This window comes from Brevibacillus sp. HD3.3A, from assembly GCF_013284375.2.
GTDB lineage: Bacteria > Bacillota > Bacilli > Brevibacillales > Brevibacillaceae > Brevibacillus > Brevibacillus parabrevis.
On sequence record NZ_CP085874.1, the window covers coordinates 82,965 to 98,912 of the forward strand.

Here is a 15,948-nt window from a genome sequence, read left to right on the forward strand (position 1 = left end):
TACCCAAAGGGGAGCATATCACATCCTAAGGGCTTCTTTTTTTTTTTTTTTTTTGAGAAAAGGTTGTAAATATTTAAGTTCATTGCTCTTTTACTAATACAAGTTAATTACCGACGAGGAATTAGCTTAAAAAATGTAGGGGGAATAAAGATGGCAAAACTTAAGCAATATGCGGATACAATTCAGGTAAGCACTGCTCAATTGGAAGACATCCTGGAGGTATCGGAGAATATTTATGATCATGGACTTGTGGAGATGGATGGAAACATGTTGGCGAGTAGTATTTCCATTGCTGCCTCTATAGCAACGATGGTTTTCTCGTTTGCAAAGAAAAAGAACTTCGCAATCGGTTTGGTAGCTTTGGTATTGAGTTTTGATGTAAACTTGCGTGATCAACTTAAGAACCACGTTCGAAAAGCTAATCAAGAGCTTGGCCGAACTGTTCGATACTTGCTTAAACACCCAGAGTATATCCAAGTGGAACTTGAAGCTGTATTTATGGACTTTGATGAAGGCCGGATTATCACCGGGCCACCAGAAATCAAACGAGTAAAAACTAGACAAGGTTGGCAAACTCTCTGAGTCTGTAAAATATTCCGTGTAAACTCTTAAACCATATTACAATTAAGAGAAAGGTTGGTTTGAGAGGATGACACCAATGGCACGATTTAGTAAGGAACAAGTGAAGGCGTTTATAAAGGAAAACAACCTCAAGACGATGGACGACGTGCAGTCGGCATTGAAGGAACTGTTTGCGGAAACGCTGCAGTCGATGCTAGAGGCGGAGCTCGACACGGAACTCGGCTATGAAAAGCACGATGTGAAGAAGAAGACCACGACAAATAGCCGTAACGGGAAGACCAAAAAGACGGTGACGAGTGAATACGGTGAGATGGAAATCTCGGTGCCACGTGACCGAAATGGCGAGTTTGAGCCCGTAATCGTGAAGAAGCATCAGTCCACCGTTACCGGCATTGAGGACCAAATTATCGCCATGTACGCCAAAGGTGTCAGCACACGGGATATCCAGGACCACTTGAACCAACTGTATGGAATTGACGTTTCTCCCACCATGATCTCCAATGTGACAAATAAGATCGTGCCCCTCATTAAAGAGTGGCAGAACCGACCACTGCAAAGCATCTATGCGGTCGTATTTATGGACGCCATTCACTACAAAGTGAAGCAAGACGGTGCCATTGTAAACAAGGCGTTATTGGCATTGATTTGGACGGGAATAAAGATGTATTAGGCATGTGGATTGGGGAGAATGAATCCTCGAAGTTCTGGCTGAGTGTGCTGAACGACCTACGGAACCGTGGGGTTCAGGACATTCTCATCACCTGCGTGGATAACCTAACGGGCTTCTCCCAAGCGATCTCTGCCTGCTATCCGAACACCGAAATTCAAAAGTGCATCATTCATCAAATCCGCAACTCTACCCGTTACGTTTCTTACAAGGATCTCAAGAAGGTGACGGCGGATTTAAAACCGATCTACAAAGCGGCAACAGAAGAGGCTGCCTTGCTGGAAATGGATCGCTTTGAAGATACGTGGGGCAGTAAATATCCCCTGATTGTTCGCTCTTGGCGTACCAACTGGGATGAACTCGCTACTTTTTTCAAATACCCACCAGAGATTCGTAAACTGATCTACACGACAAATATGATTGAGAGTTACCATCGACAACTTCGGAAGGTGACCAAGGGCAAGAGCATTTTCCCCACCGATGAAGCCCTACTCAAAATGCTCTATTTAGCAACTATGAACGTCACCCGGAAGTGGACAGGACGTGTACAAAATTGGGGGCAAATGCTCCTCCAGCTCTCTGTTTTCTTCCCTGATCGAATCGGTCAATATTTGCGTTAGCATTTGGCTTTAAGAGGGTTTACACAAAATACTGGACAGACCCAACTCTCTAATAAAAAAGAATGTTCGGGATATTACCGAGCATTCTTTTTTATATGATCAGATTTTTAAGTAAGGTCGTCTTTTTATGGAGTTGAAGACTGAATTAAATTTTCAAATTCTAATGTAGGACGATTGACGATTTCAAATACAGGAGAATCTTCGTTGCTATAACCTAGAACATGCATGTAACTATTCCCTGATATGTAAATCATCTCTAATAGTTCTTCATCCTTTTCAAATTCGATGAAATATTTTGGCTCTTCATTTATGTTCCGTTGTTTGATATCATGACCATTCTTTCGATAACTCAATTCCATTTTATCAAAGATCTCCCAAATCCTTTTTATCTCATTGGGGTCAGTTATATGTACCGTTCCTCCTTCTGTATTTCTTAATTTTATGGAATTAACTTTACTTTTATCGATTAAAGCAAGTTCATCAAAAGACCAAACTTTAAATCCGGGGAAATAAATTTGTTGACTAATTACATATGCAATTAAGATAAGAAAAATTGGAATGACAATTCTTTTCTTCAACGCAAATACCTCCATATTGTTGACTTTGATATAACTTCATGTAAGACGATAGAACAAACGATTTTGTTACAGAAATTGTAAAAAAATTCAAGTGAAAGTCATTACTCCATTAGATGCATTTTAGGGGGCATGTAGTAGCCGTAACTGCAAACCATTTTGCCAACTGACGGAATCAACGATATGCGTAGTATTTCCCCCAGCAACAGTACAAAAATAAAAATTCTCGAACTGGTAAGAGAAATCGATCCCTCCAAAAAACATGAGGATTTCTGGCCGATGTAAAAAAGCCCCTCCCAAACTGATATTATCCCCTTTAAGTAGACAGTAAAAAGAAAGACCATTACTGTTTATTTGGAGGGGATATTCTTTATGGGGAAAATGACATACTCGCTTGAATTTAAGACACAAGTAGTGGAATGGTTTGAACAAGGAGCTACGTATAAACAAATTCAAGAAACCTACGGTTTGGATTTACGGATGTTCCGTAGATGGGTTAGAAAATACAGAGATCACGGTGTACAAGGATTGGTAGACCAAAGAGGCAAAGCCGGAGGGATGAGCATGGGAAGGCCTCGTAAAAACCCCATGGCTTCAGATGAAAGAATTAGGCGTCTTGAAGCGGAGGTAGAATTCTTAAAAAAGCTCTTAGAAGCCAGAAAGGGGGAAAGAAGAAGGATCAGGGAAAAACAGTAATTTTTCGGATTATTGCTGAGATGGCGGATCGTTATCCAGTTCTGTTACTATGCAAAATTGCTCAAGTATCAAAAAGTGGTTATTATAAGTGGCTGCACTTACAGAAGAACCCGACGAGAAAATACGCGGAAGACCAAGAGTTAAAAAAGCTGATTTTGCATTGTCATCAAGGGGTCAATGGAATATACGGATATCCTCGAATTAAGATGTGGCTATACCGGGTCCATGGCATTCGAATTAATCATAAGCGTGTGTACCGACTGATGAAAGAGTTGGGGATCCAATCACGTATTCGCAGGAAACGAAAGTATTATGGACGCAAAGAGCCAATCGTGATAACAGAAAACAAGTTGAACCGTGAGTTTGCTGCGTCACGACCTACTGAAAAATGGGCTACAGATATTACCTATATCATTTTTAACGGGAGACGGCTGTATCTGTCTGTCATTTACGACCTTTTCAATAATGAGGTAATTGCCTATAAAGTCAGCAAACAGAATGATTTATCCCTCGTCTTAGATACTGTGAAGGCAGCGACACAAAAAAGAGACGTGAATGGCGTCCTGCTACATAGCGATCAGGGAAGCCAGTACACGTCCAGAGCATATCAGAATCTATTACAAGCGTATAACATAACTCCAAGTATGTCGAGAAAAGGAAACTGCCTGGACAACGCTTGTATCGAAAGCTTTTTCAGCCACCTCAAAACAGAATGTATATATTTGGATTCCTTCGGAACCGAAGAAGAGGTGAATAAAGCAATCGAACGTTACATTCATTTTTACAATCACGAACGGATTCAAGCTCGTTTACGCAGTCTCAGCCCAGTTCAATACCGAGCTGAGGCTGCGTAAAGCAAGGGCTTGTTTTGAACTGTCCACTTGACGGGGATAAGACCAAACGGGAAGGGCTAAATTGCTTATAGGGAAAAACTGCTCCTTTTTGTGTTGTTTGTTCCCAATTTGACCCCAGTTTCCTTTTCTGACTCATAACGAACGCTGATATTATAAGGATTTTTGTGTTCGTTGTTTACTATAAGGGGTGCACTTCAGATCGGGCGCGCTGGTCTTTTTTTGTGTGCGAAACGGCTGTCTCGCTGTCCTTATCTGACAATAGAGCCGATAATTGGGTAATGGAACGGTCGTCCTTGCAAGGAGTAGATGATCCCTTTGATCGGGTAGTAAAGCGCCATCAGGCCAAATACGATCAGGAACGGGATTCCGATCAGCACGAAAACGAAAAACCAGGAGATGCTGATGAGAATACTCATAAACAGATGGAACAGCAAGGCTTGGAGAGCCATATTTTTCGCCTCACGATCTTGCATCAGCAGCCAGACTACGATTGGCACTAAAAACGGTGCGAAGAATGCACTGGCGTGGGTAATTGCTTTTACACCTCTATAATCCATAGAATAGTCCTCCTCGTCGTGTATGACGAATGATGTTGTTGAAGCTATTGTAACGCACAAGCAGAGCTGTTCGTAACCATCAAAAGCGTGATCTCTTGCTCCGACTATAGACGGAGGTGTTTTGATTTCCAATCGTTTACTGTTATAGTATTAAGAAAATCTTTCGTTTTTGGAAAGATAATTCTAAATGTTTTTTGGATATGATGAATGATAAGCATACAACGAAGGGAGCGTTTGAAACATGATGATCGATTGTCATCATCCGGTTAGCATCAAGGATCGGTTGATGTTCTTCTACAACTTTTTACAGTCACCTGGGCAAGTAGGCAGCATCACACCTAGCTCCCGAGCGTTGGCAAAGCAAATGATGAATCCGATTGATTGGAGTCAGGCCAATACGATTGTGGAGCTGGGCGCGGGCACAGGTATTTTTACGACCTGGATTGAGCAGATGAAGCGACCGGAGGCCACACTGGTTTCCTTTGAAAAAGAGAGCAAGATGCGCCAAAGGCTGGAGACGCTTTTCCCTAACGCCCTTTTCCATGAGGATGCCGTCGATTTGACGCGTGTACTCGCCGATGCCGGCTTGGGCAAAGCGGACTGTATCGTGTCGGGGTTGCCTTTTGCCAACTTCCCGCAGGAGCTGCGCGATCAAATCATGGCAGAGGTTTACGCTGCGCTGAAGCCGGGCGGGGTATTTGTCGCCTTTCAATACTCTCTCCAAATGAAGAAGCAGCTGTCCACCGTCTTTGAAAACGTGACAGTAAAGCTGGTGCCTCTCAACCTTCCGCCGGCATTTGTGTATGTATGCCGCAAAGAGCGCGGGTAGCCTGCCCGTATAGGAGGATAACGTGATGATCGTGGATATGCTGACTGAATCAGTTGGTCAGTTTGGGTATTTTGCTCTTTTTTTCATGCTCTGGCTAGGAATTGTCGGTATGCCGATTCCTGACGAAGTGATTGTCCTGTCTGCGGGAGTATTGACCTCGCTCGGGATTTTGCATGTTTTTCCGGCTTTTGTCGCGACTTATCTGGGGGTTGTTTCCGGGCTGTCGCTAGGATATGTGCTGGGGAGATGGCTCGGTGCTCCGGCATTGAACTGGATTGGCAAGAAAAAAGGAATGAACAAGTACGTGGACCGGGCGCAGGCGCTGCTCGACCGTTATGGCAGCTACGCCTTGTGCATCAGCTACTTTTTGCCGGTCGTCCGACATGTGGTTCCGTATTTGGTCGGCATTGGCAAGATGACGTTTCGCCGCTACGCGCTGTTTTCCTACACGACCGGGCTTGTCTGGACACTGGTTCTGTTTTTTGCCGGGAATTTGATGGGCAACAATGTGGAGAATCTCAATGCATTTGTCGGGATGTTCAACCAGACGATGGTCGTCACCGCAGTGGGACTGGTCATACTGGCTGCCATCAGCTATTACGGATATACGCTTTGGAAAAGGCAAAAGAGCGAGGCTTCAAGCGCTCGCTCGCTGACGGTCGAACGCGAAGGGAACGAATGAGAAAACCCATCCACTTGCAGAAAAAGGCTGCAAAGGATGGGTTTTTTGGCATGCTTAGCTGAGCGAAGACTTCAGGCGCTTGTGACGTTGGCGCAACCATTCCGGGAGGATCATGCCCAGCAGGATGACGACCACACCTGTCACTTGCAGCGCCGACACGGTTTCACCGAGAATGATGAACGACGAGAATACAGCCATCGGCAACTCGGCAGCTCCCAAAATCGCGGCCATTCCCGGCCCTGTATGGGGAACGCCGAAGTTGAAGAAAACAGTCGGAATGAAGATCCCGAAGAAAGCGAGCAGGAAGACGTAAGGGAACAATCCGTCCAAGAGTGCGCCGTTCCAGAGGAACACGGGCGTGTAAACCAGTCCTGCCAGCAAAAAGGAGCCGGTAGACATGCTCGCGCTGCGCACCCAAGGATTGACGCCGATCGCCGCCTTGCCGCTAAACAGCAAAAACATGGTGTAAGAGACGGCAGACAGCAGGCCAAGCAAGACACCCGCGATATGAAACTGGGCGATTCCGTCTGTTTCAAAAATTCCGCCGGCAAGCAATGTGCCGAACAGGAGCAGCACGAGCGAGAGCAGCGTAGGTTTGTCGGGCATCCGTTTCGTCATGATCGCCTCGGCCAAGACCCCCATCCAGGTGAACTGGAACAACAAGACGATGGCGATGGACGCCGGAATGAACCGGAGGGCATTGTAGTACAAAATCCCCGTCGAACCGATAGCCAGACCGACGCTGACTAAAAGCAGCAGTTGTTTTTTCCCGGGTTTTGTCCGCAAGAAAAAGAGAGCAGGTATCCAGGTGAGCACAAGCCCGAAGAACATTTGTCCGCCGATGACCTCTGCTGGCGAGTACCCCTGCCCGTAGGCAAGCTTGACAATCGTCGACAAAATCCCGTAGCTGCACGCTCCTAAAAATACGAGAAGGATATATTTCATTCATGTATCTCCTTACATATAAGTAAATGACCCTTAGCTAGGATAATATGTGCAGGACGACTTTGTCCATTTGTCCAGTGTAAAGAAAAGCGGCAAAAACCCCAAAATAAGGTTTACCATTGGTCCTAGCGCGGTAATAGGGAAAAGGACACGAAATAAGCATACCCAACAGCAGAAGGTATAGCTTTGACGAGCGCGATCAACCAGAGGAAAAGGGGGGAGGCTTGTGTTGTTGAAGTTGAAAGACCGATTGTTTGCGACCTTTTTATTGCTGAGTCTGTTCCCCATCCTGCTCATCTGCTTCCTGTTTTATCAGGAGGCGCAAAAGGCCGTTCTAGAGCAGTATGAGACGAGCATTGGGGGGCATCTTGATTCCGTTGACAGGCGGCTGAATACTTTGTTTCAAACGATCCAACACGATACGAATCAGTTGGCAAACGACCCGGTCTTGCGAATGACAATGCCCAAGTCTCTGGAGAATCGGTTGGACCCTCTCGCCAAAAGCGAGTGGACAGCTCATCAAAGCAAGATACGCGATGCTTTTGATCATTTTACTTACTTCCGCGACCTGATCGGCAACGTTCATTTTTTGCGCGATGATTCGCAAGTGATATCGTTGCGGAAAGAAGCAGGTTGGGACGAAAAGGAACGGCCGATATCGCTGCAAAAAGAGCCGTGGGGAAAAGGCGAGGGCCAAATCTGGCTGCTTAACCGTTCCGATGAAAAAGGCAATCCGAAAGCGTTATATTTTTCGCAGCGAGTTGAGGATGAAACCAAGCAATCGTCAGGACTTTTGCTGGTGGAGCTAAAGCTGGACGCACTGGCTAACTGGTTGAACAAAAGCTCGCTCCCCAAGTACAACAATCTGATGGTGGTCATGCCTTCCGGGAAAATCCTGATTCACCCGGATGCGGATCGGATCGGGATGAACGTATCCGCTACTCCTGACCAGGAGATTCTGAACAAGCACTTACTCGGTTTCGAGGAGGAAACGGTGTTTGCCGCCACAATCAACAGCGAGAGTGTCTATGCGTACCATCAGACTTCTGCGGCGAGCGGGATCACCTATCTGGAATGGTTGCCGGGCCAGGATATCGCCAATCGGCTGGACCGGATGAAGTTTATTTTATGGTGCACGATTTGTCTCGTCGTCATCTTCTCCGGCTATGTGGCTCACCGCATTTCCCGGTGGATTGCCAAGCCGATCTACACGTTGGTTGATGCCACTGACGCTTTGGTAAAAGGGGATTTTTCCATACGCGTACCGATTGAGGGCATGCAGGAAATCACGTTCCTGGAGAAAAAGTTCAACATGATGGCAGAACAAATGCAGTCTTTGATCGAAAGGGAGCGGGAATATTCCCAAAAGGGACTGGATCAGATTGTGCGCAGCTTTTATCTGGCGGTCGAAATGAAGGACCCGTACACAGCCGGCCACACGGAGCGAGTGACCCATTACGCCCTAATCATGTATGATCACATGACGGAAAAAGAACAACTGGAATTTACCCGTGATGACCTGCGCTATGCGGGCCTGATGCACGACATTGGCAAAGTGGCGATTCCTGACCATGTGTTGCTGAAAAATGGAAAGCTGACTTTCGATGAATACGAGTTTATGAAAAGGCACCCTTCGATCGGGGCCGACATCGTGGAGCAGATTGAAAGCCTGTCCCATGTCAGTCCGGGCGTGCGGCATCATCATGAGCGGTGGGACGGGAAGGGCTATCCGCACCAGCTCCAGGGTGAAGAGATCCCGTTGATCGGACGGATACTGGCCGTTGCAGATACGTTTGATGCCATGACCTCTACGCGCTCTTACCGAAATGCCATGTCCGGCAAAGAGGCGTACGAGGAAATCATACGCTGCAAAGGTACGCAGTTTGACCCGGCAATCGTTGCTATTTTTCAAGAAGCGTATTTGAGTGGAGCGATTCAAGTGACACAATCAAAGGACAGTTGTGTCATTCTTGTCAAAGAAAAGACAGCTACCAGTATTGGATAGGTTTGCAGCTTGCTATCAGCCATTATCTTTGGTATTCTTATCGTACCGTGCTAGACGGGGAGGTTGCGGTGCCCTGTAACCTGCAATCCGCAATAGCAGGGTTGAATTCCTATCCTAGGTTTTCTTATGTGAGGCTGCCTTATGGCGGCGGTGTTGAGGAGCGGGTCCTGTGCAACGCGAACCCATGAACCTGGTCAGGTCCGGAAGGAAGCAGCCATAAGTGGATCATCGCGTGTGCCGCAGGGTAGCCTGCTCTGAGCTGCTACCATAAGTAACGCTTGGATGAGAATTATCGAAGATAGGTGCACGGTATCTATTTGAACGATCAATAGCATGTTTCCTTGGGGAAGCATGCTATTTTTAGTTTGTCCGCGATTTCTAATTTGCCGATCGATATATTTTTTGTTGTAATTTGACGATAACTAGCGAAACATTTCTCTGCTCATAAGTGCCTAAAAGGGCAGGTTTTGAGCACTTTTTCACGAAGTTTCATAATAGTTGAGAAATGCCATGGGTTTCTTTGCTCATGAAGTACGTCATAGGCCAGGAGGGACAAGCTGTGAGTGCACCTTTTTCGTTACATCTCGTTGGCTCGTCCGGACGATTGCAGCGGTTCATGCATCAACTGCCTACTGCCGTTTTATTGGTGAATCAATCGGGTAGTATCGTGGAAGTAAACGAACAACTGCTTCGTGTAACCGGATATTCACGCGATCAACTGATCAAGCAACCCATCTCCACTATTCTCCCTTATCAAGGCTCGATGGAACAACTGTACGAAGAGCTTTTGCAAAGAGAAGAAGAGTCGGGAGCAAATGTCGAAGTAGAGTGGCGTGATCAACAGGGGAAAAGCAGGAAGACGCCTGTGATGATACTGGTACAGCAAGCAGAGAATCCCTTGTATTTGGTTCATTTTTACCAATTGGCTAAAGAAACCGACCAGGTCTTGTCTCAGCGCCTTTTGACCAAGCTGACCTACGATACCAGTTTGGGTCTGTTTATTCTGGATGAACATTCGCGCATTATCGAGGCCAGCCAGACTGCCTGCAAGCTTTTGGGAATGGAGCGGCTCAATGTCATCAACAAACACGTCGATCACGTATTCAGCGGGATTCCCGAGCCGCATCGGCTGATCAAAAAAGAGCTGTTGGAAGGCGTGAAGCTGCAAAATGTCGCGACTTCCTGGACGAATGACAATCAGCGCTTCGAGTTGATCGTCGATGCCAATACGCTGCAGGACGAGTCGGGAAAAACAGTCGGCGCGTTCATTTTGTTCAAGGATATTACCAATCTGCGCTCGTTTGAGCAAAAAATCGAACGGAATGAGCGATTGGCGATGATCGGTCAAATTGCGGCGGGCACTGCTCACGAAATCCGCAATCCGTTGACCTCGATCAAAGGATTTTTGCAGATGTTCCTCAAATCATTCACCGACAGCGGGATGGATCGGGAAAAGACGTATACCGAAATCATGCTGACGGAAATCAATCGTATCAATTCCTTGGTCAGCGAGTTTTTGCTCCTGAGCAAGCCGCGCGATATACAGTACGCGATGGTTGACCTCAATACGGTTTTTGAAGAAATCATGCCAATCGTGGAGTCACAGGCGATTTTGTACGGGATTGACGTACGCTTCCCTTCGCGCGGAAAGCTGCCGATGGTTGTGGGCGATACGGAGTTGCTCAAGCAAGTGTTTATCAACATTTGCAAAAATGGCATTGAGGCGATGGGAGAGCAGGGAACGCTGCAAATTTCCCATCATCTTGACCAGGATGGAGACAAGATGAGCATCGATATCCACGACACAGGCCCCGGTGTTCCACTCTACATCATCGACAAAATTTTCGATCCGTTTTTTACGACGAAGGAAGAAGGGACAGGGCTTGGCTTGTCCGTCTGTCAAAAGATCATTCACGACATCGGCGGTCAAATTCGCGTATCGTCGAAAGGGTACGGAACGACCTTTCATATCATGCTGCCGTACCTGTAGCTGTCCCGGTTTGGATGAAGCGTCCCGCGCACTTGTGAACGGGGCGTTTTCTTTGTACGAACGGTGTCAATCGTGTATAATGAATAGGATATGGAAGAGGACTGTGCAGATGGGGAGTGTCACACGAACATGGCTTATACCGCGCTATACCGCGTATACCGGCCGCAGACGTTTCAGGATGTAGTCGGACAAGAACATGTGACGATAACCTTGCGTAATGCGTTACGCGAAAATAGGCTTTCTCATGCTTATTTGTTCAACGGTCCCCGAGGTACGGGAAAGACAAGTGCAGCCAAGATTATGGCCAAGGCAGTGAACTGCGAGCAGCCAATCGACGGCGAACCATGCAATCAATGCGATACATGCAAAGCGATATCCAATGGTTCTGTAACTGATGTACTGGAGATCGACGCCGCTTCCAACCGCGGGGTTGAGGAAATCCGGGACATTCGAGATAAGGTGAAGTTTGCTCCGAGCGATGTCAGGTACAAGGTGTACATCATTGACGAGGTGCATATGCTGACGACAGAGGCATTCAATGCCCTGTTGAAAACGCTTGAGGAGCCGCCTTCCCACGTCATCTTTATTTTGGCGACGACAGAGCCGCACAAGCTGCCCGCGACGATTATATCGCGTTGCCAACGCTTCGATTTTCACCGGATTCCGTTAAAAGTGATGGTCGATCTGCTTCAGCGGATTTGCCAGTCGCAGGGAGTCCAGGTCGAGGAGCAGGCGCTTCAACTGGTTGCCAAAATGGCGGAGGGCGGGGCGCGCGATGCGCTGAGCTTGCTGGATCAGGCAATCAGCTACAGCAAGGATGAGGTTCGTGCCAGCGATATTATGCAGATCACGGGTACGGTCGCCCAATCGTATTTTTCCGTCCTGGCAAGGCATATCGCCGAAAACGATGTGGCACAAGTGATGGAGCAATTTGATCGGGTAATGGTTCAGGGAAAAGACCCTGAGCAGTTCCTGCACGATTTTCTCTACTACTACCGCGACATGCTGCTGTTGAAGACAGCCCCTCAACTGGAGGAAATCGTGGAACGCACCATGATTGACGACCAGTTCCAGGAGGTTGCCAAGCTTTACTCCTTGCCGGCTTTGTATGCCGCGATCGAGACGTGCAACCAGTCGCTTTCCCAGTTGAAATGGTCGACGTATGCGAGAGTGCTGGTGGAGCTGACACTGGTGAAAATGTGCCAGTCAAGCGCTGCAAGCTCTCCAAACACCCAGACTACAGCAGGCGGTGGTGGAGCAGCGGCAGCAAGCAGTGAGGAATGGACAGCTATGGCTGCCCGTCTGAACGCTCTGGAGGAGAGGCTGAGCCAGGTACTGCAAGGGCAAATCAGTCTGCCAGGCCAGCAAAAGACCGAAGAGCCGCGCAAAAGCGAGCCGAGACGCGTGGTTGCGGCAGCCGCAGGCGGTGGTTCACGGACGTCGATGAATCGCGTCAGGGAAGTAGCCAAGTCGCTTGATGAAAACTTGACCAGACAGGTTCGGGGACAGTGGAGCCAGATTTTAAATGAATTGAAAAAGGTCAAAATACAGTATCAGGCGTGGCTGGTGAACGGTCAGCCTGTAGCCGCCGGAAACGATGCTGTTATCGTCACTTTTACAAGCGCCATCCATTGTGATAAAACGATGGAGCCGGAGTTGAAAGGTGTAGTGGAGCGGGTCATGTCTACTGTGCTGGGAAGACCTTTGCAACTGTTGTCTGTCATGGAAGAAGAGTGGCAAAGCGTCGATCAGCAGACCGCACAAAAGGACGATCCGGGCGGGGAGCAGGAAGACCCGTTTCTGGCAGAGGCGATCAAGCTTGTAGGTGAAGGACTTATAGAAGTAAAAGACTAGCAGTCAAAACCAAAACAGGGAGGACACCTCAATGAAAAACATGCAGCAAATGCAACAAATGATGAAGCAAGTGAAGAAAATGCAGGAAGAAATGCAAAAAACGCAAGAAGCTTTGAAAGATAGAATCGTGGAAGGCTCTGCTGGCGGCGGCGCGGTTGTCGTCAAGGCTGACGGACACAAGCAAGTACGAGACATCGTAATCAAGCCAGAAGTGGTTGATCCGGAAGACGTGGAAATGCTGCAAGACCTGGTGCTGACAGCGGTAAACGACGCGCTGCGCAAGGCAGACGAAATGATGGGTAAAGAAATGGGCAAATTCACCGGAGGCATGAACATCCCGGGCCTGTTCTAAAATCGGGCAGGAAAAGAGGAATTACGCGATGTTCTATCCAGAACCGGTTTCCAAGCTGATCGAAGGTTTTATGAAACTGCCCGGCATTGGTCCGAAGACCGCTGGGCGGCTTGCCTTTTTTGTACTGAACATGAAAGAGGACGACGTGCTTGATCTGGCAAAAGCGCTGGTCAACGCAAAGCGCCAGCTTCATTACTGCTCCGTCTGCAACAATATTACCGACCTTGATCCGTGCCATATTTGCCGGGACAAGCGTCGGGATGGCTCGATCATTTGCGTGGTTCAAGAACCGCGCGATGTCGTCGCGATGGAAAAGACGAAAGAGTTCGAAGGCTACTATCACGTGTTGCACGGTGCTATCTCGCCAATGGACGGGATCGGGCCGGAAGATATCCGCATTCCTGACCTGCTCAAGCGCCTTGGCGATGAACAGGTGAAGGAAGTCATCCTGGCGACCAACCCGAACATCGAAGGGGAAGCGACCGCCATGTACATATCTCGTTTGATCAAACCGTTTGGCATTCGCGTGACGCGCATTGCTCACGGCTTGCCAGTGGGCGGAGATTTGGAGTATGCGGACGAAGTGACCTTGAGCAAAGCGTTGGAAGGCAGACGCGATCTATAGAGCGAAAAAGAAGACGGGGGAAATGCCTGTCTTTTTTTTCGTTTAAGAGACAAGAGGGGGAGCAAGGATGCCCGTCATTCGCATGGAGTTTACGATTCAGGCACCGCAACAGATTTGTTTTGATGCGGCGAGAAGCATTGATTTACATATGGAGTCCACCGCGCGTACACGCGAAAAGGCGATTGGCGGAGTGACCAGCGGTTTGATCAAGCTGGGAGAGTCGGTTACATGGGAAGCCGTTCATTTTGGCATCAAGCAAAATTTGACCGCCAAGATTACCGAGATGGAAGAACCGCGCTATTTTGTCGATGAGATGGTGAAGGGCGCGTTTAAACGTTTCCGACATACGCATGAGTTTGTCGTGCTCGGGGAACATTCGACAAAAATGCTGGACATTTTCGACTATTCTTCTCCTTTTGGCATCGTGGGAAAGGTGTTTGACTGGTTGGTACTGGAAGCGTACATGACTCGCTTTTTGCGGACACGAAATGAATACATCAAAGAGGTTGCCGAGGCGAAGGCGCAGGAGTTGCAGCACATCGCAAAGAAATCGCAGGAGTGACGGACTTTTTTTCGTGGACGAGACATAGAGTGAAGTAGGAGTGTGAGGAAATGCTGACAGGACCAGGACTGTCGCTTGCGAGTTGGGCTGGGCGACAAAAGTCCACTCCGTGGGCGATCATGCTATTCATCGGGTATTGGCTGATGTTTGCGGCCGAGTTTTCCATGATTCGGTTTCATCTCGGGGAGGACGGAAAGTGGGTTGCTTCTACTACAGATGTGCCCGAGGCGTGGATGGGATTGGTCGTCTTCGCAGTGGCAGCGCTTAGCCTCGTCGGAGCGATCGGTTATATGTACAGTCTCACCCGCGAGAGCAAGCAGACTTTGTGGTTATGGGGAAATCACGATCTGACAGGCAATGATGTGGTGCACATCGTGGCGTGGATGCACGTATTCCAAACCATTGTGCTGGTTGTGTACGGGTTGGTGCTGGAGGACACGCTGTTTGCGGTAGGGACGGTTGCAGGCACGCTGGAATCGGCTGTCTTTCAATTGTTTCTGCTGATCCTGATCCCGCTCTGGTTTCGCGGCAGGCTAGGGGAAATCGGGGTACGTCGTCCTGTCCGGATCAAGCAGATGCTCGTTTTGCTGCTGTTGCTTTTTTTATTGATTGCACTGCTTTTGGACGTGGTGGTGACCAATCCGATAGCCGATTGGTTTGGGCTTTCCTTGTCATCGGAGCGAGAGCAACAAATCGAAAAAGAGATTGTGACGGCAAAAGATACGGATATGCTCGCGGCGGTGGCATCGCTTGTGGTCATTGGGATCATGGTTCCGATTGCGGAGGAGATTCTGTTTCGGGGCGTGATTCAGACTTATCTGGTTCGGCGCATAGGTGCCGTGGCCGGGATTATTCTCAGCAGTCTCTGGTTCGCCCTTTTGCATATTGATGTGGCATTGTTTGCGCCTCTGTTCGTCATCGGATTGGGTCTGGGGTTTGTGCGACACCGTTACCAATCCATCTGGGGAGCGGTTGTGCTGCATGCGGTCAATAACATGATGGGGGTTTTGTACTACTTTAACTGAGGAGGATTTGCAGGTGAGCAGGTGGGGAAAAAAAGAACGGGTTGTCATCGACTGGGATGCCGAGAGTCTGGATGTAGCGGTAAATCAGGCTCGTGAGGATTGGCAGCACGCCCGCCATCTTGTCGAAATCAGCGAGCCGGATGGCGGTCTGGAGGATGTCATCTATTATCTGCACGTTACCGAAAAGCGGTACATGTACTTGCTGGCGCAGGCAAAACGAGAGCGCCATCGCAAGCACGCGTAGGAGGGGGCGTTCATGGCTACGGGATGGATCATTGCGCTGATTATTGTCGGGATTTTGCTTTTGACAGCGGCAAGCAAGTCAGTGGCTACTCCCATCAGGTGGATTGGTTTTGGCGTCATGCAAGTCGTCATTGGTGCCATTCTTTTGTTTTTTACCAATCTGGTTGGCGAGCTGGCCAGCTTCCATATTCCGATCAACCCGGTCACAGCTTTGGTCGCCGGATTTCTCCGCCTGCCAGGACTCGCTGCGCTGATTGTCATCAAGCTATGGATCATGTGAACGGA

At 48.3% G+C, this 15,948-nt stretch carries 17 protein-coding genes, 1 other RNA gene and 1 pseudogene; 16 read left to right on the top strand and 3 right to left on the bottom strand.

Translation table 11 applies throughout. The annotated features are described in order from the left end of the window. Positions 1-150: 150 nt before the first annotated feature. Complete coding sequence (locus tag HP435_RS00510; RefSeq protein ID WP_173600238.1) at positions 151-582, top strand: hypothetical protein; 432 nt, start codon at positions 151-153, stop codon at positions 580-582. 76 nt (positions 583-658) lie between these two features. Beyond that, a pseudogene (locus tag HP435_RS00515) lies at positions 659-1,869 on the top strand (IS256 family transposase). 125 nt (positions 1,870-1,994) lie between these two features. Here HP435_RS00515 and HP435_RS00520 read toward each other — a convergent pair. Further along, positions 1,995-2,447, bottom strand: coding sequence for a hypothetical protein (locus tag HP435_RS00520; protein WP_173600237.1), 453 nt, complete (start codon positions 2,445-2,447; stop codon positions 1,995-1,997). A 369-nt stretch (positions 2,448-2,816) separates the two neighbouring features. Here HP435_RS00520 and HP435_RS00525 point away from each other — a divergent pair, with 369 nt between their 5' ends. Both HP435_RS00525 and HP435_RS00530 read left to right on the top strand, forming a co-directional pair. Next, a complete protein-coding gene (locus tag HP435_RS00525) occupies positions 2,817-3,140 on the top strand; it encodes a helix-turn-helix domain-containing protein (RefSeq protein ID WP_173600266.1) in 324 nt (107 codons plus the stop codon). Beyond that, a complete protein-coding gene (locus HP435_RS00530; protein WP_173600267.1) occupies positions 3,077-3,994 on the top strand; it encodes an IS3 family transposase in 918 nt (305 codons plus the stop codon). Before HP435_RS00525 ends, HP435_RS00530 begins: the two co-directional genes overlap by 64 nt. A gap of 248 nt (positions 3,995-4,242) precedes the next feature. Here HP435_RS00530 and HP435_RS00535 read toward each other — a convergent pair whose 3' ends face one another. Continuing rightward, on the bottom strand, positions 4,243-4,551 hold the full coding sequence (locus HP435_RS00535) for a DUF4870 domain-containing protein (protein WP_122966051.1): 309 nt from the start codon (positions 4,549-4,551) through the stop codon (positions 4,243-4,245). A gap of 241 nt (positions 4,552-4,792) precedes the next feature. Between HP435_RS00535 and HP435_RS00540 the strand changes: the two genes are divergently transcribed. Then, positions 4,793-5,380: a class I SAM-dependent methyltransferase gene (locus HP435_RS00540; RefSeq protein ID WP_122966050.1), complete on the top strand. Its 588-nt coding sequence runs from the start codon at positions 4,793-4,795 to the stop codon at positions 5,378-5,380. Between the two features lie 25 nt (positions 5,381-5,405). Further along, positions 5,406-6,062, top strand: a complete 657-nt coding sequence (locus HP435_RS00545) for a DedA family protein (RefSeq protein ID WP_122966049.1) — start codon at positions 5,406-5,408, stop codon at positions 6,060-6,062. 54 nt (positions 6,063-6,116) lie between these two features. Here the strand turns inward: HP435_RS00545 and HP435_RS00550 are convergent, their stop codons facing one another. Continuing rightward, positions 6,117-7,007 carry an EamA family transporter gene (locus HP435_RS00550; protein ID WP_173599721.1) on the bottom strand — a complete coding sequence of 297 codons (891 nt, stop codon included), beginning with the start codon at positions 7,005-7,007 and terminating at the stop codon, positions 6,117-6,119. A 226-nt stretch (positions 7,008-7,233) separates the two neighbouring features. On the opposite strand from HP435_RS00550, the gene HP435_RS00555 reads away from it, so the two are divergent. From HP435_RS00555 to HP435_RS00600, 10 genes are all read left to right on the top strand, one after another. Further along, a complete protein-coding gene (locus tag HP435_RS00555; protein WP_173599722.1) occupies positions 7,234-9,012 on the top strand; it encodes an HD domain-containing phosphohydrolase in 1,779 nt (592 codons plus the stop codon). Positions 9,013-9,057: 45 nt separating this feature from the next. Continuing rightward, an RNA gene (gene ffs, locus HP435_RS00560) (signal recognition particle sRNA large type) lies at positions 9,058-9,322 on the top strand. A gap of 249 nt (positions 9,323-9,571) precedes the next feature. Beyond that, a complete protein-coding gene (locus tag HP435_RS00565) occupies positions 9,572-11,002 on the top strand; it encodes a PAS domain-containing sensor histidine kinase (RefSeq protein ID WP_122966046.1) in 1,431 nt (476 codons plus the stop codon). A gap of 129 nt (positions 11,003-11,131) precedes the next feature. Then, entirely contained in the window at positions 11,132-12,856 is a 1,725-nt protein-coding gene (dnaX, locus tag HP435_RS00570) for a DNA polymerase III subunit gamma/tau (RefSeq protein ID WP_173599723.1), read from the top strand. Positions 12,857-12,896: 40 nt separating this feature from the next. Beyond that, on the top strand, positions 12,897-13,208 hold the full coding sequence (locus tag HP435_RS00575; protein WP_063230366.1) for a YbaB/EbfC family nucleoid-associated protein: 312 nt from the start codon (positions 12,897-12,899) through the stop codon (positions 13,206-13,208). 28 nt (positions 13,209-13,236) lie between these two features. Continuing rightward, positions 13,237-13,833, top strand: a complete 597-nt coding sequence (gene recR, locus HP435_RS00580; RefSeq protein ID WP_005830525.1) for a recombination mediator RecR — start codon at positions 13,237-13,239, stop codon at positions 13,831-13,833. Between the two features lie 67 nt (positions 13,834-13,900). After that, a complete protein-coding gene (locus HP435_RS00585; protein ID WP_122966044.1) occupies positions 13,901-14,395 on the top strand; it encodes an SRPBCC family protein in 495 nt (164 codons plus the stop codon). 50 nt (positions 14,396-14,445) lie between these two features. Then, positions 14,446-15,420, top strand: a complete 975-nt coding sequence (locus tag HP435_RS00590; protein ID WP_173599724.1) for a CPBP family intramembrane glutamic endopeptidase — start codon at positions 14,446-14,448, stop codon at positions 15,418-15,420. Positions 15,421-15,433: 13 nt separating this feature from the next. Beyond that, positions 15,434-15,664, top strand: coding sequence for a DUF2508 family protein (locus tag HP435_RS00595; protein WP_063230301.1), 231 nt, complete (start codon positions 15,434-15,436; stop codon positions 15,662-15,664). A gap of 12 nt (positions 15,665-15,676) precedes the next feature. After that, on the top strand, positions 15,677-15,943 hold the full coding sequence (locus tag HP435_RS00600) for a pro-sigmaK processing inhibitor BofA family protein (RefSeq protein ID WP_063230302.1): 267 nt from the start codon (positions 15,677-15,679) through the stop codon (positions 15,941-15,943). The last annotated feature ends 5 nt before the right edge of the window (positions 15,944-15,948 follow it).